Annotated in this window: 20 protein-coding genes and 1 tRNA gene; 9 read left to right on the top strand and 12 right to left on the bottom strand. The window is 60.2% G+C overall.

Features of this window, described 5'->3' with window-relative positions:
* Positions 1-14: 14 nt before the first annotated feature.
* From infB to RMR13_RS02445, 5 genes are all read right to left on the bottom strand, one after another.
* The gene (infB, locus tag RMR13_RS02460; protein WP_310599056.1) at positions 15-2762 is read right to left on the bottom strand and encodes a translation initiation factor IF-2; all 2748 of its coding nucleotides are present in this window, start codon (positions 2760-2762) and stop codon (positions 15-17) included.
* Positions 2762-3004, bottom strand: coding sequence for a YlxR family protein (locus RMR13_RS15360; RefSeq protein WP_409070246.1), 243 nt, complete (start codon positions 3002-3004; stop codon positions 2762-2764). Before RMR13_RS15360 ends, infB begins: the two co-directional genes overlap by 1 nt.
* Positions 3004-4347 (bottom strand): transcription termination factor NusA, encoded by a 1344-nt coding sequence (gene nusA / locus RMR13_RS02455; RefSeq protein WP_310599055.1) that lies wholly within the window; start codon positions 4345-4347, stop codon positions 3004-3006. The genes RMR13_RS15360 and nusA overlap by 1 nt, the downstream gene beginning before the upstream one ends.
* A 43-nt stretch (positions 4348-4390) precedes the next feature.
* Positions 4391-4831 (bottom strand): ribosome maturation factor RimP, encoded by a 441-nt coding sequence (rimP, locus tag RMR13_RS02450; protein ID WP_310599054.1) that lies wholly within the window; start codon positions 4829-4831, stop codon positions 4391-4393.
* Between the two features lie 281 nt (positions 4832-5112).
* A tRNA-Gly gene (locus RMR13_RS02445) sits at positions 5113-5188 on the bottom strand.
* 260 nt (positions 5189-5448) lie between these two features.
* On the opposite strand from RMR13_RS02445, the gene RMR13_RS02440 reads away from it, so the two are divergent.
* Positions 5449-8136 carry a CBS domain-containing protein gene (locus RMR13_RS02440; RefSeq protein WP_310599053.1) on the top strand — a complete coding sequence of 896 codons (2688 nt, stop codon included), beginning with the start codon at positions 5449-5451 and terminating at the stop codon, positions 8134-8136.
* A gap of 111 nt (positions 8137-8247) precedes the next feature.
* A complete protein-coding gene (locus RMR13_RS02435; protein WP_310599052.1) occupies positions 8248-8877 on the top strand; it encodes a site-2 protease family protein in 630 nt (209 codons plus the stop codon).
* Between the two features lie 69 nt (positions 8878-8946).
* Here the strand turns inward: RMR13_RS02435 and RMR13_RS02430 are convergent, their stop codons facing one another.
* Together RMR13_RS02430 and RMR13_RS02425 are read right to left on the bottom strand one after the other, a co-directional pair.
* Positions 8947-10161 (bottom strand): OmpP1/FadL family transporter, encoded by a 1215-nt coding sequence (locus RMR13_RS02430; RefSeq protein WP_310599051.1) that lies wholly within the window; start codon positions 10159-10161, stop codon positions 8947-8949.
* A gap of 38 nt (positions 10162-10199) precedes the next feature.
* Positions 10200-11981: an AMP-binding protein gene (locus RMR13_RS02425; RefSeq protein WP_310599050.1), complete on the bottom strand. Its 1782-nt coding sequence runs from the start codon at positions 11979-11981 to the stop codon at positions 10200-10202.
* A gap of 367 nt (positions 11982-12348) precedes the next feature.
* Between RMR13_RS02425 and RMR13_RS02420 the strand changes: the two genes are divergently transcribed.
* Complete coding sequence (locus RMR13_RS02420; RefSeq protein WP_310599049.1) at positions 12349-13407, top strand: serine hydrolase; 1059 nt, start codon at positions 12349-12351, stop codon at positions 13405-13407.
* A 75-nt stretch (positions 13408-13482) separates the two neighbouring features.
* Here RMR13_RS02420 and RMR13_RS02415 read toward each other — a convergent pair whose 3' ends face one another.
* Positions 13483-13857, bottom strand: a complete 375-nt coding sequence (locus tag RMR13_RS02415) for a response regulator (RefSeq protein WP_310599048.1) — start codon at positions 13855-13857, stop codon at positions 13483-13485.
* Positions 13858-13949: 92 nt separating this feature from the next.
* Positions 13950-14888 (bottom strand): DUF1566 domain-containing protein, encoded by a 939-nt coding sequence (locus RMR13_RS02410; RefSeq protein ID WP_310599047.1) that lies wholly within the window; start codon positions 14886-14888, stop codon positions 13950-13952.
* A gap of 97 nt (positions 14889-14985) precedes the next feature.
* Here RMR13_RS02410 and glgX point away from each other — a divergent pair, with 97 nt between their 5' ends.
* From glgX to RMR13_RS02385, 5 genes are all read left to right on the top strand, one after another.
* A complete protein-coding gene (gene glgX, locus RMR13_RS02405) occupies positions 14986-17073 on the top strand; it encodes a glycogen debranching protein GlgX (protein WP_310599046.1) in 2088 nt (695 codons plus the stop codon).
* Between the two features lie 13 nt (positions 17074-17086).
* Positions 17087-17626, top strand: a complete 540-nt coding sequence (locus RMR13_RS02400; RefSeq protein WP_310599045.1) for a GDSL-type esterase/lipase family protein — start codon at positions 17087-17089, stop codon at positions 17624-17626.
* Positions 17627-17746: 120 nt separating this feature from the next.
* Positions 17747-18604 (top strand): DNA-binding protein, encoded by an 858-nt coding sequence (locus RMR13_RS02395; protein ID WP_310599044.1) that lies wholly within the window; start codon positions 17747-17749, stop codon positions 18602-18604.
* A gap of 17 nt (positions 18605-18621) precedes the next feature.
* The gene (locus RMR13_RS02390) at positions 18622-19200 is read left to right on the top strand and encodes a 5' nucleotidase, NT5C type (RefSeq protein WP_310599043.1); all 579 of its coding nucleotides are present in this window, start codon (positions 18622-18624) and stop codon (positions 19198-19200) included.
* A 20-nt stretch (positions 19201-19220) separates the two neighbouring features.
* A complete protein-coding gene (locus RMR13_RS02385) occupies positions 19221-19664 on the top strand; it encodes an NUDIX hydrolase (protein WP_310599042.1) in 444 nt (147 codons plus the stop codon).
* Between the two features lie 23 nt (positions 19665-19687).
* Here RMR13_RS02385 and RMR13_RS02380 read toward each other — a convergent pair whose 3' ends face one another.
* From RMR13_RS02380 to typA, 3 genes are all read right to left on the bottom strand, one after another.
* A complete protein-coding gene (locus tag RMR13_RS02380; protein WP_310599041.1) occupies positions 19688-20692 on the bottom strand; it encodes a hypothetical protein in 1005 nt (334 codons plus the stop codon).
* A gap of 79 nt (positions 20693-20771) precedes the next feature.
* Positions 20772-20867: an LPXTG cell wall anchor domain-containing protein gene (locus RMR13_RS02375; RefSeq protein WP_310599040.1), complete on the bottom strand. Its 96-nt coding sequence runs from the start codon at positions 20865-20867 to the stop codon at positions 20772-20774.
* A gap of 24 nt (positions 20868-20891) precedes the next feature.
* Positions 20892-22691 carry a translational GTPase TypA gene (gene typA / locus RMR13_RS02370; protein WP_310599039.1) on the bottom strand — a complete coding sequence of 600 codons (1800 nt, stop codon included), beginning with the start codon at positions 22689-22691 and terminating at the stop codon, positions 20892-20894.
* A gap of 1400 nt (positions 22692-24091) precedes the next feature.
* Between typA and RMR13_RS02365 the strand changes: the two genes are divergently transcribed.
* Positions 24092-24256, top strand: coding sequence for a hypothetical protein (locus tag RMR13_RS02365; RefSeq protein ID WP_310599038.1), 165 nt, complete (start codon positions 24092-24094; stop codon positions 24254-24256).
* Positions 24257-25089 lie beyond the last annotated feature (833 nt).

Below are 25089 nucleotides of genomic sequence, written 5' to 3'. Positions count from 1 at the left end.
CCAGTATCGATCGTCTACAGGGTTGCTTCCACCTCGTCGAGGACAAAGGCTTCCAGGTTGTCGCCAACCTTGATATCGTTGAAGTTCTCGACCCCTATGCCGCACTCGAAACCGGTGAGCACTTCCTTGACATCGTCCTTGAACCGCCGCAACGAGGAAATTCTGCCGGTATAGACCACCACCCCTTCGCGGAGCACCCGCACCCGGGCATTGCGCTCGATCTTGCCGGCAATGACCGAACAGCCGGCGATGGTCCCCACCTTGGGCACCTGGAAGGTCTCGCGCACGTCGGCGGTGCCGATCACCCGTTCCTCGTAGGTCGGCTCCAACATGCCTTTCATCGCTTTTTCGATGTCTTCCAGGGCATGGTAGATGACGTCGTAGGAGCGAACGTCGACCCCTTCCCGCTCGGCCAACTCCTTCACCTTGACCGTGGGGCGGACATTGAACCCGATGATGATCGCGTCCGAGGCGGCGGCCAGATGAATGTCGTTTTCCGTGATCGAGCCGGTTCCCTCGTGCAGGGAGCGGACCCGAATCGCCTTGGTCGATAGGCTTTCCGCCGCCTGGCCGAAGGCCTGGAGGGTTCCCTGCACGTCGGCACGGAGGATGACCCGCAACTCCTTGATCTCCTGCTCGGCCATCTTCTCGAAGAGATTGTCGAGCGAAACCTTGGACGCCGAGGCCAACTCGGTCTCACGCGCCTTGAGCTGCCGGGCCGAGGCCACCGATTTCGCCATCTTCTCGTCGGTGAGCACCACGAACTCGTCGCCGGCCTGGGGCACGCCGGAAATGCCCTGCACCTCGACCGGGATGGATGGGCCGGCCTCCTGGACCTGTTCACCGCGCTCGTTGGTCAGCAGCCGCACCTTGCCGCTGTAGATGCCAGCCACGAAATTGTCGCCCGGACGCAGGGTGCCTTCCTGCACCAGCACTGTCGCCACCGGGCCGCGGCCCTTGTGCAGCTGCGCCTCGATGACCGTTCCCTTGGCCCGGCGGCCGGGATCGGCCCGTAACTCGAGGATTTCCGCCTGGAGTTGGATCGACTCCAGCAGTTCCTCAATCCCGATTCCCTTCTTGGCCGAGGTCTCGCAGTAAATGGTGGTGCCGCCCCAACTCTCGGGGATGAGGCCGAAATCGCTCAATTCCCGGCGGACCCGGTCGGGATCGGCATTGTCCTTGTCGATCTTGTTGACCGCCACCACCAGGGGCACCTCGGCCGCCTTGGCATGGGCGATGGCTTCCTTGGTCTGATCCATGACCCCGTCGTCGGCGGCCACGACCAGAACGACGATGTCGGTAACCTTGGCCCCCCGCGAGCGCATTTCGGTAAAGGCGGCATGGCCGGGCGTATCGACAAAGGTCAGGTCACCCGAGGGGGCCTGCACGTGGTAGGCGCCGATATGCTGGGTGATGCCGCCCGCCTCGCCTGCCGCCACGTCGGTCTTGCGAATGGCGTCGAGAATCGAGGTCTTGCCGTGATCGACATGGCCCATGACCGTGACCACCGGTGGCCGGGGTAGGCCCACGCCGCCCAACTCGCTTTCCTGCTCCTGCAATGCCTCCAGTTCCAGTTCTTCGGTCATGGCCTGCTCGACCTCGTAACCGAAGTCGGCCGACACCAGGGCGGCAGTGTCGACATCCAGGGCCTGGTTGAGGGTGGCCAGCACCCCCAGGCGCATCAGGGCGGCAATCACCTCGCTGGCCTTGATCCCCATCCGCTTGGCCAGGTCGCCGACACTGATGGTGGAAACCACCTTGATCCGCCGCTTGATCGCCTTGGTTTCGGCGACCTGCGACATCAGCAGTTCCTTCTTGCCGATCTCTTTTCTTTTTTTGCCTTTGCGGGGCCGCATGAATTCGAGATCGCCGTCCGGGTTGAACTCGATCCGGCCTTTGCCCTTCTTCTGTCCCTTGGCGCCCTTTCTGCCGAGATCTTCCTCTTCCGTCTGAACGGCAACCACCCGCTTGCTCTTTTTCTTGGCCTTGTCGCCCCGGGCGGCGTCGTCCTTGGCCGCCGGCACCTCCGCCGAGCTTTCTCCGGGGAGCGGCCGCGCCGCCGGCCGCGCCGGCTTTTTCTGAACCGGCTTCACCCGCTTCTCCGGCACCGGGATGACCACCCGTCCCACCACCTTGGCTAGCTGCTTCGGCTTTCGCGCCTCTTCCTCTGCCACGTCTCCGGTCGGCGGCGGCGGTGCGGTTGCCGGCGGAACCCCGGGCGCTTCGCGCAACTCCCCGGCCGCTTCTCCGGTTTCGGGTTCGGCCGGGGCCTCTTCGGCCACCGCCTCGGCGGACGCAGGTTCGGCAACTGGAGGCCGTTGCTCGGCCAATGCCTCTTCCGTCGCCAACTCCGCTGCCTGGGGCGGAGCGGGGAGTTCATCGGCCTCGGCCGGCGGCGCCTCGGCGGCTGGTGCCTTGTCCTGCAACCGTGCCGCCAGGGCCTGGATTTCCGCTTCCAGAGCGAGCGTTTCGGCCTCTTCCTGTTTTTTGGCCGCTTCTTCCTTATCCGCCTTGGAGCGGCGCCGGACCACGGTCTTGACCTTGGCGGCGGGCTCGGGCTTGTTTTTCAGCTCGATCCGTCTCGCCCCGGAGTCGGGCGAGGCATCGCCGGTCAGTTTTCTGCGAATATCCGCGGCCACATCATCGTCAACGCTCGAACTGGGGCTGGCAATGGCATAGCCCATCGCGACCAGCTTGTCGGCCAGTTCCTTGCTCTTGAGTCCGAACTCCTTGGCGAGATCGTATATACGAACCTTGCTCATCAAACGCTCCCTTCCTCTGTACCCCGCCCGGCACGATCAATCCGTTTTCGGATTTTTTTGCTTTTTGCCAACCGTTCACGGCAGGTAGTGTGGTTGCAGCAATATATTCCTCGACCAGCCAGGGCGCCGAGCTGATCCGCGACCAGCTCGCCTGCGGCCAGGACGAACCGCAGCATTTCCGCCTGTGGCCCCTTGCGGCCGCAGCCCCGGCAGGTCCGCAGCGGGACATGCCCTCGCCGCATCAGGCCGGCCCGTCCTCCGACGCCTCGGCCGAATCGGCTCCCGCATCTTCCCCGGCAGCGGCGGCCGGCGCCTCGGGAGCTTCCGGCGGTTGCACCAGAGCGGCCTTTTCCTGCAGCGCCTTGGCCTTTTCCTCATCCAGGCGCGCCAGGGCCATCAACTTTTCGGTTTCCATCCCGGCCAGCAGACCGGCCGAGGCTATGCCGGCCGCGAACAGCCGGTCGGCCAAGCCCTCGTCCACGCCTTCGACCTCGAGCAGGCTGCGATAGCTCGCATTCTCCAGGTTGGTGTAGCGGGTCTCGCTCTTGACGTCGATTTTCCAATTCAGCAGCCGGGATGCCAGGCGAACGTTCTGCCCCTGGCGGCCGATTGCCAAGGAGAGTTGGTCGTCGGGCACCACCACCAGCATGGTTTTTCTCTCGTCTTCGATGACGACCATCGACACTTCCGCCGGCGCCAGGGCGTTGTACACATATTTGGCCGGATCCGGACTCCAGGGCACGATGTCGATCCGCTCGCCCTGCAGCTCCTGCACCACATTTTGAACCCGCGAGCCCTTGAGGCCGACGCAGGCACCCACCGGATCCACATCCGATTCGATGGAGGAGACCGCGATCTTGGCCCGGAATCCCGGTTCGCGGCTGGCTCCCATGATCTTGACGATGCCCTCGGCGATTTCCGGGACCTCCATCTCGAACAGCTTGATCAAGAATTCGTTGCAGGTCCGACTCAGGATCAGCTGGGCATCGCGGAATTTGCCGCTTTCCCGGACTTCGCGGCGCACTTCCTGCAAATAGGCCCGAATGCGATCTCCTTGCTTGTACGATCGTTTCGGAATCTGCCCCTCGCGGGGCAAAATGGCGTCGGTGCGACCGAGGTTGATGATCATGTCGCCGCGCTCGAACCGCTGGACGATCCCGTTGACGATGCTCCCCTCGCGGTCGCGGTACATATCGAAAATGACATCGCGCTCGGCGTCGCGCATCCGATGGATGATGACCTGCTTGGCGGACTGGGCGGCAATGCGGCCCAGGTCGGCGATATTGTCCAGCTTCTCGCCGAGATCGTCGTCGAGCTCGGCCTCGGGGTCGAGCCGCCTGGCCTCTTCCAGCGAGATCTCGGTCTCCTCGTCGTAGACCTCGTCCACCACCGTGCGATACTGGAAGACCTCGACTTCGCCCAGGTCTTCGCTGAATTGAACTTCGATCTCCCTGCGATTGCCGAACTTTTTGCGGACAGCCGAGCGGACGGCCTCTTCGATGGCATCGATCAGCAAGGCGCGGTCAATGCCCTTGTCCCGACAAATTTGATCGACAATTCGTTTGAGATTTTCTGTTCCAACCATGTTGTACTCCAACTCAGGCAATCGTTTGCATGTTCCTGCGAACTTACAGCGTCAGGCGTGCCTTTGATATATTTTCCATGTCGACCCGGACGGTTTCTCCGTCCAGCGCCAACACCACCGAGTCTCCTTCCATGCCCTGCAGGGTGCCGATGAGCACCCGCTGCCCGGCCGCAGGTTCCCGCAGCTTGATCCGGACCAGCTTGCCGGCGAAGCGGATGAAATCGTCCCGCTTCTTGAGCGGCCGCTCCAAACCGGGCGAGGAAACCTCGAGATGATAGGCGTGGTCGATCAGATCTTCCACCTCGAGATAGGCGCTGATTTCCCTGCTCACCGCGACGCAGTCGTCGATGGCGACGCCACCTTCCTTGTCGATGAACAACCGGAGCACCCAGCCGTGCCCTTCCCGGCGGAACTGGATCTCCACCAGCTCCATCGCCATGTCGGTCAACAGGGGCTCGGCAAATCCCCGAATTGTCGTGAGCAATCTATCCGTCGCTTCTTCCACAGCACGCAACCGTTTTCTTTCAACTGACCCTTCGACTGTCTCGTGGCGCCGATCCCAACCCGCCGGACAGCCGTTTTTCCGGCGCGAACGATGCGGCCAGGCCACGGTAAGCGCCCGCCCTCCCCTGGTGCCGACAAAGGCATTGCGCGGGAAAAGGCAATAAAAAAAGCGGGCAGAGCCCACTTTCGCAAACACCGGCATTTCCGATGCCGACCCCGGCAGAGATCTAAGCAACTGTGGCGCCGGGGCCAACTTCCTTTTGGAGCGGGCAACGGGGCTCGAACCCGCGACCCCAAGCTTGGGAAGCTTGTGCTCTGCCAACTGAGCTACACCCGCTCTGCCGTTCTCAAGGAAGTTCACCAAAATAGAGCATTGACAAATATTTGTCAAGCGGCAAGGCATTGCCGATCAATGATTTTCTTGCCGCCGCCTTCTCGTTCCGCACACAGGATGTCCGCGTTCAAGTGACAATAAAATCATGAGGTTGGAGCAAGAGGACGATTTGGGCAGTCCGCATCTCCAAAAACCTTCGTTTGCATCGAAACGGGTGCGGGCGTTCTCTTTACAGACACTTTTCTTGGTGTATAATCGGCGCCATGGATATCATCACCACCCATATCGGCGCCGACTTCGACAGCCTGGCCGCCATGGTCGCCGCCAAAAGGCTCTACCCCGAGGCCGAGCTCGTCTTTCCGGGATCGCAGGAGAAATCGGTGCGCGACTATCTGGCCCAGGAGTTTCGCAACATCTACGAATTTAAAAAGATCAAGCATATCGACCTGAGCAAGGTACGACGGCTGATCGTGGTCGATACCCGGCAGCCGAACCGGATCGGCAGGCTGGCGGAATGCCTGCAGAATCCCGGCATGGTCGTCCACCTCTACGACCACCACCCCGATGCCCCCGGCGACATGCACGGCAGCCAGGAGACCGTCACCTCCTTCGGCTCGACCACCACCATCTTCACCCGCCTCTTCCGGGAACAGGGCATCATGCCCAGCCCGGACGAACTCACTTTAATGGCGCTCGGGATCTACGAGGACACCGGCGGCTTCCTCCACTCATCCACCCGCCCGGAGGATCTGGAAGCCGCCTCGTGGCTGCTTGCCCGCGGCGCCAACCTCGACATCGTCACCCAGTTCATTTCTCGGGACCTCTCCTCGGAGCAGATCACCCTGATCAGCCAGTTGCAGCAGGAGGCGCAATCCTATGTCATCTGCGGGATGCCGGTGGTGATCGCAAAACTGGTCAAGGCCGATTATATCGGCGATTTTGCGATCATAGTCCAGCGATTGATGGAGATGGAAAACATCGATGTGCTCTTTGCCCTGCTCAGCCTGGGCGAACGGACCTATCTCATCGCCCGCAGCCGCATTCCGGAGGTCAACGTCGGCACCATTGCCCGCGAGTTCGGCGGCGGCGGGCATGCGTCCGCCGCTTCGGCCACCATCCGCGACCTGACCATCGCCGAGGCGGAGGAACAGCTGGTCGGGCTCCTTCACCGCCATATCCGTCCCAAGGCCGTGGCCGGCGAACTCATGAGCTCGCCGGTGATCACCGTCACCCCCGATGTCAGCATCGACCAGGCCAACCGGCTGATGACCCGCTACAACGTCACCGTCTTGCCGGTAGTCCGGGAAAACGGCGGCCACGATACCGATTCGCAGCCCGTCGGCTTTCTGGGCATGATCTCAAGGATGGTGGCGGAAAAGGCCATTTTCCACAAGCTGGGTAGCCTGCCGGTGGCCGACTACATGACCACCGAAATCGCCACCATTCCCGAAAGCGGCACCCTGGCCGACATCCAGCGGCTGATCATCGAAAACCGCCAGCGGCTCATCCCGGTGGTCCAGGGCGAGGCGATCGTGGGCGTGATCACCCGCACCGACCTGCTCAGCCTGCTGGTCCATGACCCCGCCCACCTCTCCCCGGACCTGCTCCGCAGCGACGAGCGGCCCTCGGTGGAGCGCACCCGCAACCTGGCGGGCATCATGACTCAGGTGCTGCCCCGCGACATCATCGTGCTGCTGCGCGAAATCGGGGAGACCGCCGCCGCCATCGGCTGCAACGCCTACGTGGCCGGCGGCTTTGTCCGCGATCTGCTGCTCCATGTCAAGAACACCGACATCGACATCGTCATCGAGGGCGACGGCGTCCGCTTTGCCAAGGCCCTGGCCGAACAGCGGCGCGGCATTGTCCATCCCCACGAAAAATTCGGCACCGCCACCGTGATCTTCCCGGATCAGACCCGCATCGACGTGGCCACCGCCCGGCTGGAATATTACGACCATCCGGCGGCCATGCCCACGGTGGAACACAGCTCGATCAAGCTCGACCTCTACCGTCGCGATTTCACCATCAACGCCATGGCCATCCACATCAATCCGCAGCGGTTCGGGGTCCTGGTCGATTACTTCAACTGCCAGAACGATCTCAAGGAACGACGCATCCAGGCCCTGCACAACTTGAGCTTTGTCGAGGACCCGACCCGTATTTTCCGGGCGATCCGCTTCGAGGGCCGACTCGATTTCACCATTACCCGCCACACCGAGAAACTGATCAAGAACACGGTGCAGCTCAACCTGTTCGACCAGGTCGAGGAACCCCGTTTTTTCCACGAACTCAAGCTGATCCTCTCCGAGGACGATCCCACCCCGGTCCTGCGGCGGATGGCCTTTTTCAAGCTTCTTCCCTTTCTCTGGCCGGATCTGCGCCCCAACTTCAAGATCGACCGCCGCTTCCTCCACTTTCTCACCCAGGCCAACCAGGCCATTGCCTGGTTCAATCTGCTCTACCTGCCCGACAAGCTGGAATCGTGGATGGTCTACCTGCTGGCGATCATGAGCCGCTCGCGCACCAAGGAACTGATCGCCTTCTGCGATCGCTTCGAACTGCCACCCAAGCAGCGGCGGAAGCTGATCGCGCAGAAGACCGAGGCCGAGCGCATCGCCCAGGAAATGCAGAAACGCCCCTTTCTCCGGCCCAGCGAAATCTACTGGCTCTTGCACGAACTCGACAACGAAGGCTTGCTGTACCTGATGACCATTGCCCGCAAGCGGTTCATCCAGCAGGCGGTCTCCCAGTACGTCACCACCCTGCGGCGGGAAACGCCCCTGGTCGGCGGTGAGGAACTCAAGGCCATGGGCTATATCCCCGGCCCCCAGTTCCGGGCCATCCGCAACCACCTGCTCGAGATGCAGCTCGACGGCGAAATCGCCGGGCACGACCAGGCCATCGCCTTCATCCGCACCACCTACCCGGTCGACAATCAGCCGCAGCGCTGACCGCCACCGCGCTTTTCCCCTCGCTTTTCCCCGATTTGGCCTTACTTTTTCACCCACTTCCGGCCCCGGCACCACATCCGGGCACCAACCTCATTCAGGAGTTTTTCGTACATGGATTTCGATTTCAACGCCCTCATGCGGCAATTGATCATTCAGGTACCGCCGCTGCTGTTCGCCCTGACCGTGCACGAGTTGGCCCATGGCTATGTGGCCTGGCGCCTGGGCGATCCGACCGCCAAAAATCTCGGCCGCCTGACCTTGAACCCGCTCAAGCACCTCGATCCTCTCGGGGTGCTGGCCTTCATCATCATGAAGATCGGCTGGGCCAAGCCGGTGCCGGTGAATCCCCGCTATTTCAGGCAGCCGCAGCGCGACATGCTGCTGGTCGCCCTGGCCGGACCGGCGGCCAACGTGGTCCTGGCCGTGGCCAGCGCGGCACTGGCCCACCTGTTCGTGGCCCTGCGGTTCGTGGTTCCCTTCTTTATTCTCCAGCCGCTGGTGGCCATGCTGGCGGCCAGTGTCTGGATCAACATCATGCTGGCGGTATTCAACTGCATCCCCATTCCCCCGCTCGACGGCTCGAAGGTGCTGATGGGCCTCCTCCCGCCGGATGCAGCCCGTGGCTACGCCAAACTGGAACCGTTCGGTTTCATCATCCTTCTGGTCCTGTTCTATACCGGAGCGATCGGGTGGGTGATCATGCCCATCATCCGTTTTTCCAATACCTTGCTGCTGGGATAAAAAAAGGCCCGGAAACATTCCAGGCCTTTGGGGCCGCGCCTTTGAACAGCGCGGATGTGGCGGGTATGCTTACAGCTTGTAGGTGAACCCGAAGGTCAGGAGATGGGCGGCGGCATCGGTGAACTCGCCGTTGACCGTGGCGTTGCTGACCCGGCGGCTTTCCTTGTCGTCATACAGATAGGCCGCACCGATCTCCATGTTGTCGTTGATCTTGTATCGAGCGCCCACGGAATACAGGCGAGCGTCCGAATCGGGCAGCTCAAAGCCCAGGGTGTTGCTCGACACGGGATTCTCGTCGATGGCGAACCCGGCCATGAGGATCCAGTTGTTCTTCAAGTCATAGGTGACGCTCAAGCGCCAGGAATCGGTATCCTCCCACTTCTTGGCAATCGGACTGTCAAAGGCGTAGAACGGGCTCGGGGCCCTGAACACCGAGCTGTAGTTGAAATCCAGATATTCATAGTCGGACCAATAGGTTCGATCGTAGGCCAACTCCACCGTCAACTGGTCGAAGAAGGTATACGAAGCGGCCACCGCCAGCACCGCGGGCAGGGGAATCTCGACGCTGGCGGAACCGCTGTAGGCCATCGACATCGGCACGTAACGCAGGGTTGCGTCGCCCTCGACGCTTAAATCCACCTTGGAACGGTAGGTGACGCTCAGGTTCATGTTGTCCACGGGCCGGAGCGTGGCCGCCAGATTGTATCCCGCATCCCAGGAATCGCCCTTGAGGTCTCTCGTCAGCAGGTCGTTGGCGTTGCCTTTCACCTTGCCGTCCGTATACACTCCCCGGATGCCGGCGCCCACGGAAAATCGGTCGCAGAATTTATAGGAAACCGTGGGATTGAACTCGAAAATCTTGAGCGAGAATTCCTCGGCATAGGTCCGGGGATACGGCTCCTGCCACTGCTTCGACAAGCCGCCCGGCGCGGTCACCGAGAAACCGAAGCGGAACTTGTTGTATTCCGGCGAGACCGCGAAGAAGGTGGGCATGAAAAAATCCTCGGCCTCGGCATCGCCGCTTCGGGCCGGGTTCCGATCCTCATAGTCGATCGAACTCAAGTGGATCCAGGTGGCGTCCGCCTCCAGTTGAGCGCGGTTTTCCAGCCAGGACATGTTGGCGGGATTATAGTAAGAAGCGTCGGCGCCCGGGGTGTAGGCCACATAACCGCCGGCACGGGCCACCGAGTTCACCGACTGTTCCGGGATGCGATAGCCCGATGCCAACGCCGATCCGTCCGCCGCCAGCAGGATCAATCCCGCGATTCCACATGTTTTCCTCATTCATTTTCCCCTTGTTGTTGGTTGAAGGTGTTGCTTGTTTACGCCTGCATGCTGTCGGCAGAATAGAGATATCGCTTGATCTTGTGGGTGGCGGTCTTGACGAAGGGCTCGCGCCGTTCGAGGATCCGGGAGATGCGGGAAGAATTCGAGAGCTGCTCGTTGACGGCGACGCGCATTTCCTCGAACAGGTCGGCGATGAAGCGGTGCCGCTGGGTCCGGCTCTGGCCGGCCGTTTTCCCGTCGATGAATTCATAGTCCGGATAAATCCAGGCCTCGAGCAAGCCGCGGTTCTCGATGACCAGCGACTCGACCACAAAGGGATGGGCGTTCAGCTTGTGCTCGATCGCCTCGGGATATACGTTTTCTCCGTTCGACAGGACGATGACCGACTTGGACCGTCCCCTGATATGCAGGTTGCCGGCGGCGTCGAGCAGACCGAGATCGCCGGTCTTGAGCCAGCCGTCCTCGGTCAGCGTTTCCCTGGTCGCCTCCTGGTCGTTGTGATAACCCTGCATGATATTCTGGCCCCGGGCCAGGATCTCGCCGACCCCGGTTTCGGGATGGGGATCGTCGATGCAAATCTCCACGTTGGGCACCGGTTTGCCGGAAGACCCGAGCTGGATGGTCGTGTCGCCGTGCGGTCCGCCGGCGAGCAGCGGCGCCGCCTCGGTCAGGCCGTAACCGATGATGTAGGGGAAATTGGCGTCGCGGAGAAAGGCCTCGACCTCCGGATTGAGCGCCGCGCCGCCGATCCCCATCACCTCCAGGCGGCCGCCGAAAAAAGCGTACAGTTTGGCGCCGATCTTGCGGTAGATCATCTTCCTGCTCGGGCCGAACCGGCAGAAGAAGCTGAGCATCCTGCTTTTTTCCACCGCCGGGATCACCCGTTTCTTGAAGATCTTCTCGATGATCAACGGCACGACCATCATGGCGTGGGGTTGTTCCTTCTCGCAGATCTTCTGCAGGATGGCCGGGGTGGGCGTCTTGCCGGCATAAACGACCCGGCACCCTTTCAGCAGCGGCAGGAGAAACCCGACCGTGAATTCGTAGGTGTGGGAGATGGGCAGCACCGAGAGAAACACCCAACCGGGAACGATCTGCATGACGTTGCCGGCCGAATGGGCGTTGGCGCACAGGTTGCGATGGCTGAGCATCACGGCCTTGGAAAAGCCGGAGGTGCCGGAAGTGTACAGGATGGAGGCCAGGTCATCCGGCGCAATCTTCGGAAAATCCAGGGTTTCGTCACGGGCCTCGCCGCCGAAGTCGGCAAGCGCCTCGGCCACAAAGTCGCTGAAGGTTTGCAAGCTGATCAGGCCGGTGTTGTCGCGGTAATCGTCAAAGGTAATGACATGACGGAGCTGCTGCTTCAGGTCGTAGATCTTTTCGATCTGCCGCTGGGTGAGAAAGATCACGTCGCAGTGCATTTCCCCCAGGATATGGTGGACATCGGCCTCCGGAAGATCGGGAAAAATGGGAACGGTGACCGCGCCCAGCCGAACCACCGCCAGGTAGACGATGCCCCAATGATGGGAATTCTCCGCAAGCAGTGCGACCCTGTCGCCCTGCTTGACGCCGAGACGCCGCAGCAAGGCGGCGATGGCGAGAATCCGCTCGTGCATGGTCTTGTAGGAAAGCGGTTCGTCCAAGGCCATGCCGACCGCGGGCAATTGCCGGTACTTGCGGCAGCTGATATCGACCAAATCGTTCAGGGTCGCCGCGTTTTCCTGGATGACCGGCAGGTGACCGGCCACCGGTTGTTCATCGACGGCCTCCTGGTGTCCATCATGGTTCAATGCGGCTTCATCTGGCGATGTTTGCATACTTTTTCCACCTCCAATCCTTGATTCGGCGTAGTGTCATAGCTGGCCTGTTTACCATACCATGTGGTGATTTTCAAAGAAAACGGGCAATTCGCTTGACAGCGCGGAAAGAGAGCGGGTAACTTGCCTAAATTTATAGAGTTGCCTTTAACCATCCGCGATCCGTATGCCTCGATTCCTGTCTTTTACCCTGACGTTGATGGCGGTGAGCATTCTTTTGCTTCTCCCCCCCGTAAACGATGTCCACGGCGCTCAACCGACCGTCGCCGCGACCAAAACAAAGCAACAAGGGACGTCCCCAAGCATTGCCAAGCCGCCCGCACCGGCCAAGCCGGCGGCGCAAGCCGCCGCCCCAGCCAAATCGCCGGTGAAAAAATCCGCTGCCGCCCCGAAAAAGACCAAGGCGAGTCCGGCGGCTCCCGCTACGGCCCAGGCCAAACGCGGCACCCAGGCAAGCGGTACCACCGCCAAGGCGGCGGCTGCCAAAAAACAGCCGCAGGTTGCCGCCCGTCAGACCACACCGGCGCCCAAGGCCGTGCCGAGCCAGCAAGCCAGGAAAGCCAGGAAGAGCAACACCGCCACGGCGCGGAGTGCGACCCGTCCCGCTCCGGTCGCCGCAAGTGCCGAGCCGGCCGGGGCACCCCAGGGATTCGAAAAACAGATCAGCGCGAGAAGCGCCATCATTCTGGACGCGAAGACCGGTGGCGAGCTTTTCACCAAGTACCCCGACAACCCGCGCCAGCCCGCCTCCACCATCAAGATCGTGACCGCCATGATCGCGATCAAATCCTTGAAGGACAACGACGTGGTCGAAGTCAGCAACCACGCGGCCAGCATGCCCAGCTCCAAGGTGTTTCTCGAAACCAGCAAGCGCTACCAGGCCGATGACCTGATCAACGCGGTCCTTCTTTCCTCCGCCAACGACGCCAGCGTCGCCCTGGCGGAAAAGGTGGCCGGCAGCGAGGAAAGTTTCGCCAACCTGATGACGATTTCGGCACGGATGTGGGGTGCCCGCAACACCGTCTGCCGCACCGCCTCGGGACTGACGGCCTTGGGCCAGCAATCGACCTCCCGCGACCTGGCCAACATCTTCCGCTATGCCATGCAGCACGAAGAGTTTGCCCGGCGGATGCGGGAAAAATCTGTCACCACCTCCTACGGCAAGGTCTTGCGCAACCATAACAAGGCGTTGTGGAAGGTGGACGGGGCACTGGCCGGTAAAACCGGCTATACCGTTGCCGCGCGGCAGACCTATGTCGGGCAGTTCAGCCGCAACGGCCAGACCATCGTGGTGGCGCTCATGGGCAGTGAAACGATGTGGGCGGACCTGGGCAAGTTGGTCGAATACGGTTTCAAGAAACAAAGAGATGAGCAGCTGGCCCGGCTGGGTTCCAGTGCTGTCGGCGGAGTCCCACAGTCGAACTGACGAAATCGGCGACATCCGGTCAAAAAAAAAGGTCTGCATCGCTGCAGACCTTTTTTTTTGAAAACCGTGAGAAAACTATCGTTCCGCGGCCAGCTGCTTGCGCACCAGTTCGAGAAAGGCATCCCGCTTGAACGGTTTTTCCAGGGTGGCGATATCGCCAAGATACCCGGCCATGGTCAGATAGCGTTCCGCCTTGATGGCGCCGCCGCCGGAAATGGCCAGTATTTTCAGCTCGGGATAATCGCGCACCAATTCCATGATGAATTTCAGGCCATCTTTGATCGGCATGATCATGTCGGTGATGACCAGATCAAAAGCATGGCGACCGACCAGCGCCAGCCCTTCCTCACCGTTTTCAGCGGTGTGAACGGTATAGCCCTCCTGCTCCAGCATCTGGGTCAGCATGGTGCGGATTTGTGCTTCGTCGTCGACCACCAGTATCCGTTTCAAGAACCTTCCACTCCTTATTGCAAAATAGTATTTATTGCATTCTGCGCATCCTACAAGCTGTCCCCGCGCGATTCAACAGCTTTTTCTCGGGGTCAGTCTTTTTCCCGACGGCATAACCGCCCGAAACCGCCCGGAATAGTTCCTGAAGACCAAAATGCCCGCCCCTGTTTGAAGTCGACAAACCACTGGCCGCCCGGCTTTCTGGTCGCATCGACAAAGACAAAGGGCTGCTCCCCGGAGAAGCAGCCGTGCAGATATTGGCCCGCCGCGGACTGCTCGCGTTCGAGCAGGGAAAGGGCCTCGGCCATCGAAGGCAGACGCCAGTCGGAAAATCCCGCAAACCCGGTGCCGTTGATCCGCTCGATCTCCCGGCGCATCGAGCGATGGCTCATGATATCGGTGCCGCCGCGCTGCCACATCAATCCGGTGACCCGGTCGCTGACCGTCAGGCCGTCATTGTTGTCGACCAGCACCTTGGCGAAACTCCCCTCGGGATTGCGCTCCTGTTCGACGAAATTGAAGCGGAGCACCAGGGCGGTCACATCCTCCTCGCTCATTTCGGCGGGCTCGTGCGGCAGAACGACCCGCTCCGGCACGGCCGGGGCCGCATCCCGTCCCGGCAGACCGGTGCCGGCCATCGGGGCGCGGCTGGTTTCGAGCAGGGGAATCACCTTGGAATCGTCTTCGCTTTCCACCACCTGGGCAAGCAGCCATTGTTTCAATTCCTCGTTGATGGGGTGGGTCCGTTCGAAGCGAGCCACCTTACCTTGTTCGTCGACGCACCGGCGGACCATCTCCGGCGGCGCCAGGATTTCGGCAATCACCCGTGCATGCTTGATGCCGCGTTCCATCAGGCAAAGCTTCGGCTCTTCGTCCCAGGCGTCGATGAAGAAATAATAGATCCGTTCGTTCTTGCTCCGGACCCGCTCCCGGCCGCCCCAGCTCTCGAACGTGCCAAAGGTGTACTCGGGGGTCATTTCCCAATCGATCGCCGCTATTTCCGTTTGCACCAATTTTTTGAAGAGCCCCATCCTGACCTCCACTAAGGTTGAAAATGATCTGCAAGGCCGTTAGATACTAATAAGCAGAATTCACCTCTACTATAATGATAACAATTCCCACTTCAACATGAAAAAGCCCATCCGGACAAAATCAGGCTCGCCGCTGCCGCTCGGGGCCACCATCACCCATCAGGGGGTCAACTTTGCCCTTTTCTCGCGCCATGCCTCCGCGGTCACCCTGGTCATCGCCCCGGAGGCCAGACGGCAACGCGGCTGGATCGAAATCCCTTTGGATCCACAGGCCAACAAGACCGGCGATATCTGGCATATTCTGCTCAGCGACATTCCCCTGCCCCTGCTCTACGGCTATCGGGTCGACGGCCCGGACGACCGGCAGGAAAACGGGCACAGCTACGACGCCCGCCGCATCCTGCTGGACCCCTATGCCAAGGAAATCCATTCCCCGGATTGGGGTCGGTCCCGGACCTGCCTCGGCTCCGAACCCTGTTGCCTGCTGGACAGACAGGTCTACGACTGGGAAGGGGACCGGCCGCTCAACATCCCCCTGCGGGACTCGATCATCTACGAACTGCATGTCCGCGGCTTCACCCGCCACCCGTCTTCCGGGGTCGATTGCCCCGGCACCTTCAGGGGCATCGTCGAAAAAATACCCTATCTCACGAAACTGGGAATCACGGCCGTGGAGTTGATGCCCGTGACCGAATTCGACGAGAACGAGCCCATCTTCACCAATCCCCAAACCGGCGAGCGACTGAAAAATTTCTGGGGCTACAGCCCGCTCTCCTTCTTTGCCCCCAAATGCAGCTATAGCAGCGATCTCCTGGCGCCGCTCACCGAATTCCGCGACATGGTCAAGGCCCTGCATCGGGCGGGGATCGAGGTGATCCTCGACATCGTCTACAACCACACCGCCGAGGGTGGGGCCGACGGGCCGACCACCAGTTTCCGCGGCATCGACAACACCATCTATTACCTGCTCGATCCCTGGACCCGCGCCTACCTCAATTTTTCCGGCTGCGGCAACACCTGCAACTGCAACCATCCCATTGTCCGCAGCCTGATCATGGACGCCCTGCGCTGGTGGGTGATCGACATGCACGTCGACGGCTTCCGCTTCGACCTGGCCTCGATTCTCGGCCGGGATTCGAGCGGCCAGGTGTTGTCCAACCCGCCGGTGGTGGAACGTATCGCCGAAGACCCGGTCCTGGCCGACACCAAGATCATCGCCGAGGCCTGGGACGCGGCCGGGCTGTACCAGGTGGGCCAGTTTTCCCGGCACCGCCGCTGGGCCGAATGGAACGGCCGCTTCCGCGACGATGTCCGCGCCTTCGTGGCTGGCCACGCCGGCACGGTTCCGGCCCTGGCCACCCGCATCGCCGGCAGCTCCGATCTCTACCAGCATTCCAACCGCCGGCCCTGCAACTCGATCAACTTCGTCACCAGCCACGACGGCTTCACCCTGGCCGACCTGGTCAGCTACAACGAGAAGCACAACCTGATGAACGGCGAGGACAACCGCGACGGCGACAACAACAACCTCAGCTGGAACAGCGGTGCCGAAGGACCGAGCTCCGACAAGGCCGTCCTGAACCTCCGTTCCCGGCGCGTCCGCACCATGGCCACCATCCTGCTGCTCTCCCAAGGGGTGCCGATGCTGGTTGCCGGCGACGAATTCGGCCGCAGCCAGCAGGGCAACAACAATGCCTGGTGCCAGGACAATGCCGTCAGCTGGATCGACTGGACCCTGGCGCGAACCAACAAGCCGCTGTTGCGTTTTTTCCGCAAACTGATCCGGCTGCGCAAGTCGCACCCGGTCTTCCGGCGCGAGGATTTCTTCCTGTACGACGGCCAGGGCCAGAAGTTGGAGGGGCAGCCGCTTGAAATCCTCTGGCAGAACTTGCGGCCGGGCGAGCAGGATTGGTCCCGAGAGTGCCGGACCCTGGCCTTCCATCTCATCGGCGCCGACCTGCAACCGGCGGACGCGGATTTTTTCGTCATGCTCAACGGCAGCCCCACCGAGGCCGCCCGATTCGTCGTTCCCGCGGCCAGCCGGGGCAAAAACTGGGGCATGCTCATCGACACCGGCCGCCGCCCGCCCCAGGACTTCGTTGACCCGGAGCATGGCGATACGGTAGAGTGCGGCCAAACCCTTCTTGTTGCCAATATGGGCTGCATGGTCCTGCAGTCGCGATGAATGAGGTAACCACATGATCAAACTGCTGATGCTGGGCGATTCGCTGGTGGAATGGGGCAACTGGTCCAGACACCTGGCCCATGTCGCTGTCATCAACCGGGGCATTGCCGGCGAAATGACCGAGGAGTTGTCGGCCCGGCTGATGGATGAAATCGACGACTGCCCTGCCCCGGACGCGGTCCTGGTCCAGTCCGGAACCAATAACCTCTTGATGGGATACATGTTTTTCCCGGCGATCTTTTCCACCATGATGCAGCGGCTGCGGGCCTGCTATCCGGGCATGCCGCTGATCCTCTGCTCGTTGATGCCCATGCCCGCCGCCCCCATCCACGAGATCGAACAGGTCAACCGCCAATTGGCCGAGGTGGCGGCGACCACCGAAAACTGCCTCTTTCTCGATTTGGTCGGACCTTTTTTCGAACAGTGCCTGCCCATTACCCAGCCGGGCTTTCTCGCCGACAACGTCCATCTCAGCACCAGGGGCTACCAGGTCTGGGCCGGCGAGATCGACCGCTGCCTGCAGGGCCTGTTTCCCGACAACAGCCGAAGTTGACAGGCGACCGGCAAATTCTTATTACAAAACCGATGTGCAATCCCGACCGCATCCAGCGGTCACCCACGGCCCTTCACTCTTGCTTTCATTTGTTTTTTTCTCATATCTTGGAGAGTTCACATGTTTCTATCGTCCAAAATCCTGCTTCGTACCGCCCTTTGCCTGACCCTGGTCGCCCCGGTTCCCGTCCTGGCCGCAGAACAACCGGCCAACCCGCCGAAAGAAATGTCCGCCGAGGCCGCGCTCGACGGCGTGGCCCTGCAGGGCAACGTCCTTGAGACCATGAACAGCAACGGCTACACCTATTTGCTTCTCGATGCGGCCCAGGGCAAGATCTGGGTCGCCATCCCGGAAACCCAGGTCAAGGTCGGGCAGAGCCTGGCCATCGCCCCGGGCATGACCATGTTCAATTTCACCTCCAAGACCTTAAACCGCACCTTTGATCGCATCGTCTTCGCCCCCGGCCCGGACAAGGGCTCCCGTCCGGCCGCTGCGGCCGAGGCGGCCAAGCCCGCCCAGGGAGGCGGATTCGATGCCGCCCTGCGGGCCGAGGCGGCCGGCGCCAAGGACGCAGCCGCCCCGGCCGAAGGCGGCTCCGATGCCAGCCTGGGCACCTCGACCGGCAGCGCCGGTGCCGTGGTCCCTTCGTCCGAGGTCAACGTGCATAAGGCCGCCGGACCGAACAGCTACTCGGTGGGCGAGTGTTTCGAACAGGGCAAGGAGTTGAACGGCAAGACCGTCCGGGTCCGGGGCAAGGTGATGAAGATCTCGCGGATGATCATGGGCAAGAATTGGCTGCACATCCAGGATGGCACCGGCAACCCGCTGAAAAACCATCATGACCTGGTGGTCACCACCCAAGAGGATCCCGGCGAGGGCACCGTGGTCACCATCGAGGGCAAGCTGGCCGCCGACAAGGATTTCGGCGCGGGCTACCGGTACGATGTCCTGGTCGAAGATGCCAAGATCGAAAAATAAGCCTCCGGTTCCCGCCCATGCCCGTCCCCAGAATCGCCCCCGCCGAGATCGGCTTTGATTTCGATGGCGTCATCGCCGACACGGTCGAGGCCTTCATCCGCCTGGCCTGCGAACAATACGGCCACTGCGGAATCCGCCCGGAACAGATCACCGATTTCGCGGTGGAGGAATGCCTGTCCATGGAAGCCGGCCTGGCCGATGCCATTTTCCTGGACATCCTGCGCGATTCGGTGGGAACGGGCCTGTTGCCCATGCCGGGAGCGGTCGAGGTGCTTGGCGACCTGTCCCGGCAGGCCCAGGTAAAAGTAGTGACCGCCCGGCCGGAGGTGCAACCGGTGCATGCCTGGCTCCAGACGGTGTTCCCGGAACCGGTCTGGGAACGCATCCAGGTGGTGGCCATGGGCGACCACGACGACAAGACCCGGCACGTCAAGGAATTGGGGCTTTCCGCCTTTATCGACGACCGGGCCGAGACCTGCATTCAATTGCATCGGGCAGGAATCACGGCCATTGTCTTCAGCCAACCGTGGAACCGTGACCGCCACACCCTGCCCTCGGTGCACACCTGGGCGGAAATCCGCGATCTCTGCCTGTAACCATTTCCGGAGAGCCTCCCATGCGCTGCCCTGCCTGCGGCACCCAGGTCACCCCTTTCAAGAACCCGGTTCCCACCGTGGACATCATCATTGAAACCGAGGGCGGCATTGTTCTCATCGAACGCAAGAATCCCCCCTTTGGCTGGGCCTTGCCCGGGGGGTTCGTCGATTACGGTGAGTCCTTCGAGGATGCGGCCCGGCGGGAAGCCGCGGAGGAAACCGGCCTGTCCGTGACCTTGACCCTCCAGTTCCACACCTACTCGGCCCCGGACCGCGATGCCCGCCAGCACACTGCCTCGACCGTCTACGTCGCCACGGCCAGCGGCCATCCGGTGGCGGCGGACGACGCTCAACGGGCAGAGGTGTTCCATGAGGGCAATCTGCCCCCCCTGGTCTTTGACCACGAGCGCATCCTGCGGGATTATTTCGCCTTCAAGCAAAACGGCCACCGGCCGTTTCTGTAATCGACATCAGGCCCAGGTCGGTTTTATTTCCGGTTTGATTTCTTGACCTTTTTTGACTTCTCGACCTGCAAGGTTCCCAACCTGAACGTGGGTTGCGGCGCGGGAACTCGGGGGGCAACCGCCTGCGCGGGAGCTGGTTCGATTCGCGGGGGGGGGAGGGGAGGCGATTTCGGCTCGGGTGGCGGAGACAACCGAGCCGCCGGTTCTTGAGCCGGCGCGGGTTGGGGCTCGATAGCAGCGGTCGCTGCCGGCATGGAAGTTTCCGACGCCGGGGGCAGTGCAACGACCGGTGTGGCGGATGTGTCCGGAGAGGTCGGCAGGGGCGATGAGGTCGGGACGTCGGAGGGTAGCGGCCGGGTGGTGAGGTTACGGGCTGGCGTCTGCCCAGGAGATGCCGGCAGGATGGCTGGCGGTTCTTTCGATCGTCCCTGCCAAATCAGCAGCAGAACCAGGACGGCAAGACCGGCACCAGCGATAACCGCAAGCCACAGACCGCGAAACCGGTGGGAACGGCGCGGCGGCGGCAAGGCCGCTGTTGCCGATACGGAAGAATCGACCGATGCGGCCACCGGCTGCCCTTGGCCTGCGCCTGCCGTCCCTGCCAGGGACTGCTCGGGCAGCGCCACATCCCGGCCGGTGGCCAAAGGCGGCCCATCCGCGGGTCCGGGTTGTCGCGCAGCATCGGGCCGGGACGAAAGCCGGGAAAACACCGCCTCCGCACCCGCCAGGGCCGCCCGTTCTTCAGACAGACCCGGCACATCGACCACCAGCCGCTCGATGTCGCGGTACAGCTTGCCCGCCTCCTCCCGCCGTCCTTCGGCGGCAGCACTCCTGGCCAGATGGCGCAGGCGCTCCACCTCGGCCAGCAGCCGGCTCACTTCCCGCTCCAGCGCCTGCCGTTGTTCGGTCTCGATTCCGTCGCTGAATTGCCGCAGCAGAAACCGGGCCTCGAGCACCCGCCGTTCCTTCATCCTCGCCCGGATGCGGGCAGCGGGGTCTTCCGGGGAAAACTCGGCGTCACCAGGCATTGTTGCGCACCAGTCAGAAGAACATCTTGAGGATCGCGTACATGGTCAGCCCCGCGCCTACGGAGCCATACAGCAGCAGTCAAGGGGGACAGTCGCCGGCCGCGCGTTTTCGCAAAACAACAAAGGCGGCGATTCCGGCCAGGGCGGCGGCCCCGACCACAAGCAACTCTTCCATGGTACCTCCTTGCCGGGAAAAGCGCTACCCTCGAATCTTGGCGTCCTTTTTCTTGCGCAACCGGATGGCCTTGGGCGTGATTTCCACCAGCTCGTCGTCATTGATATAGGATATGCAATCCTCCAGACTCATGTCAACCGGCGGGGTGAGGATAACTGCGTCGTCGGAGCCCGAGGCGCGGACGTTGGTCAGCTTCTTGCCCTTGGCCGGATTGACGATCAGATCGGCCGGCCGGCAGTGCTCGCCGATGATCATGCCGGGATAGACATCGATACCGGGGCCGAGGAAAAGCTTGCCGCGCTCCTGCAGGTTGAACAGGGCATAGGCCACGGTGGCGCACGGCTCCTTGACGATCATCACCCCGTTGACCCGGTTCTGAATCTCGCCGGCATGGGGCCCCCATTCGGCGAAGATATAGTTCATCACCCCCATGCCCCGGGTATCGGTCATGAACACCGAACGGTAGCCCAGCAGCCCGCGCGTCGGCACCTTGAACTTCATCCGGGTCATCTCCTTTTCCACCCGCATGTCGAGCAGCACCCCCTTCACTTTTCCCAGCTTTTCGATCACCACCCCCTGGAACTGCTCGTCCACGTCCACCGACAGCTCTTCGTAGGGCTCGAGCACCTGACCGTCGACCTCGCGCATGATCACCTGCGGCCGGGTCACCTGGAACTCGTAGTCTTCCCGGCGCATTTTCTCAATCAGAATAGAGAGATGGAGCTCGCCCCGGCCGGAAACCCGGTAGCCGATGCCCTCGGTGAGCGGCTCGACCTGCAAGGCCACATCGGAGAGGGTTTCGCGGGCGAGCCGTTCCTCGAGATGGCGCGAAGTCACGTATTTGCCGTCCTGGCCGGCAAAGGGCGAATCGTTGGGGATGAAGTTCATGGAGATGGTCGGCGGATCGATCTCGATCAACGGCAGGGGCCGAGGATCGGCGGGATCGGTGAAGGTCACGCCCACGGTCACGTCTTCCATGCCGGCCACGGCCACGATGTCGCCCACCGAGGCGCTGTCCACCGGCACCTTCTGGCTGCCGCTGAAACCGAAAATCTTGTTGATCCGCACCGGGCCGATCGAGCCATCGCGCCGGGCCACGGCCAGTGGCGTGCGCAGATCAAGCCGGCCGTTGACCAGTTTACCGATGCCCAACCGGCCGAGATAGGGGGAATAATCGATGGTGTTGATCTGGAGCTGCAGCGGTGCCTCGGCACTGCCCGACGGCGGCGGCACGTGCTTAACAATCATCTCGGACACCGCCTGCATGCCGGTCTCGGGGGTCACCGGCGCATCCGCCTCGGCCAGGGCGTACCCGGCCTTGGCCGAGGCGTAGACCACCGGAAAATCGAGAATATGATCCGGAGCGTCGAGGCGGTCCAGCAGGCCGAAGACCTGGTCCACCGCCCAGTCACAGCGGGCCGCTGGCTTGTCGATCTTGTTGACCACCACCAGGATGGGCAGGGCCGCGGCCAGGGCCTTTTTCACCACGAAAAAGGTCTGGGGCATCGGTCCCTCCTGGGCATCGACCAGCAGCACCGCCCCATCGGCCATGCGCAGCACTCGCTCCACCTGGCCGCCGAAATCGGCATGGCCCGGCGTGTCGATGATGTTGATCTGGTAGTCGCCATACAGATAGGACCCGTTCTTCGAGGCAATGGTGATGCCGCGCTCGCGTTCGAGGTCCATGGAGTCCATCAGCCGCTCCGCCACCTGCTGGTTGTCGCGGAACATGCCGCTTTGGCGAAACAACTGATCGACCAGGGTGGTCTTGCCATGATCGACATGGGCGATAATGGCGACATTGCGAATAAACTTCTGCTCCATACTGCTCCTGCCCCAGGGGGCGTCTGTGGTGTACGGTGATTGTCCCGGACAACCGGAAGGCAACTGATGGCGGATGGGAACCGGCAGGGTATCCGAAGGAGAAAACGGACCGGCCCGCAAACAAAAAAGAGAGTTTATATAACGGAAGAAGAACAAGAAGACAAGGAGATTGACGCGAGGGTCGGTCGGTGGGATGAAAAAAATCACTTACAACGCCGCCGTGACCCGCAAGAGGCGAAAACAAGGAGCAGGCCGCCATCGGCCTAGCCAGCAGGAGACGGCAATAACCTCGTTGGCGCCGCAGGTGGGATCTGCGACGCAAAAATGCATTGCAGGCTCCTCTCACAAATCGGTGCAAAAATATTTAGGAAATGGTCCCCAGAGTGTTGGCAAGCAATCCAATGGTTCATGGACCCGACAGTCATAAGTCCTTGAGCTTGAGCCCGGCCAGAGGCAAGGGCGGCTTTTGCCGTCCCTTCGCCATCGCCACTTTCAGGCCCGTCATGTACTGCTTGGTTTGTCAAGGCCGCGTAGCGCCCAGCGGGCTTGGCCTTGATAAACCAAGCGGTATATGACACCAAAATGCCAAAGGAGCGCGCTTTAATCACGCGAACTGTATCCCAAGGAAATATCAACCATGCTTTGTTGAGCACAACTGATTGATATCAAGCACAATTTCAATCAATTGACGTGGTAATCTTGCACCGATTCTTGTGAAGAACCTGCATTGCATGTACACGGTGTGGCAGCCCCCGGTTTTCTTTGTTTAACCATTCCATGACAATACGTCATTTTCCTCGCCATGTATGTTATTTTTCGTTGTTTTTCAAAGTTTTTCATCTTGACGGCAGTATCCGTTGTATTCTAAAAGCGGATCATTGAACAGCTACGCTGGTGCCGGCCAGCTCAGTAAGATGTATCAGCAAATCGGCACGAAACTGAACAACTGCGCTTTTTTTTCGCCAAGGTACGGATTTTTCGATGACCAAGACGCAAAGTGACAAGCGTTCGGTTGACAAGCACCAGCGTCAGCCCACAAGGCTGGCAATCGCCCTCGACAGACATTAAAAAGGAGGTTTAATTGAGGAGAGCACTGATTCAGGTATCCGCCTAATCCTCCGGAAGTTGAGGGAAAAGTTGCTGCTTCTTTTTGCCGAATGGCTTTTTGCTCTCTGGCACTGCTTCGATGGCCTGAAGAACGGTGACGAACTCTTTGCTCCGACAATATGAACAATGGATTTTTCATGGCCGACTATCGAAGGAATTCATGGTAAAAAGGCATAGTAAAATTGAGAAGAAGATCGGTTTTTTTTTTACGACAATACCAAAGAAAGTCACATCGTGGAGCTGAACCTAACGACCGAGACTACAGTCGAAACCTTGAAAAGAAAATTAAGGTAATGGATCCCGAGGAGCTTGGTGAATTTTTGTACGGTGATGGGGAATTCAATATTCCATATGAAATTGATTTGAAATGGTTTTCTAATGAACCAATTGAAGGTGTCAATTTTGCGATGAACAACCTTGTTGTAATCATATCTGGATCACACATGGACAAAAAATGAACAATTGTCTCCTTGACAAGATTGATTCCTGAACCAGAATATTATATTGAACTCGAAACAGGAGAAGACGACATCAAGGTGTTCCAATCAAATTTAAAAAAAGAGGACATATAACCTGTCTACACTCCCATTAATATTAACAAGTACGCTAATTGCCGAAAATTAAAAGTATACTCTGTAAACTGCTTGCATTGATCGAAGTGAAATTTCGCTAAAAACGAAACACCTGTAACTGAAAAATGTGCGCTGATTAATGATCGTTTTAATAATATGAAAAAAACAGTTTATATATTTATTTTTTCATTGTCTTTTTTTGGATTATTATATTGCATCTCTGGATCTGTCATAAGTATGTGGCTTAGCGCGACGCCTGATTACCCAGTCGACAAAGCAGAAATTAATTTTATTTACTGGGCAGCTGGTTCATTTGTATATTTGATAATATCATTATTTTTTCTATATAAAACTTTAAAAAATGGAGAGACATCTAGTCGCCCTTGAAAAATCTTCCAACACTACGAAATATATAGATAAAACATGAAAAATATATCACTATAAATCGCAGGATAGAGCACCTTTGCCCTTCAATTTCTGGTGATTTTCGATGCATCCGAAGCGGCAGGTTTCCAGTCCCCAATTGAACATGTTCCGTAACCGTTTGGAGAGTATCTTGAAAATTAGATGCAGTAATTTGCGGCGAATTAAACAATTAAATTGTTGATTTATCGATATTATGTTATTGTTTCCATCGTTTTAAAGAGCCTTGTCACCTTCTGACCCGATGGAGAGCCGCCATGATTCAGCCCGGTTTTTTTGATCTGCAGGACCGCTTG

It is taken from the genome of Desulfobulbus sp. (genome assembly GCF_031547805.1).
In the GTDB taxonomy this organism is placed as follows: domain Bacteria; phylum Desulfobacterota; class Desulfobulbia; order Desulfobulbales; family Desulfobulbaceae; genus Desulfobulbus.
This window is presented reverse-complemented; position numbering and strand designations above follow the sequence as displayed.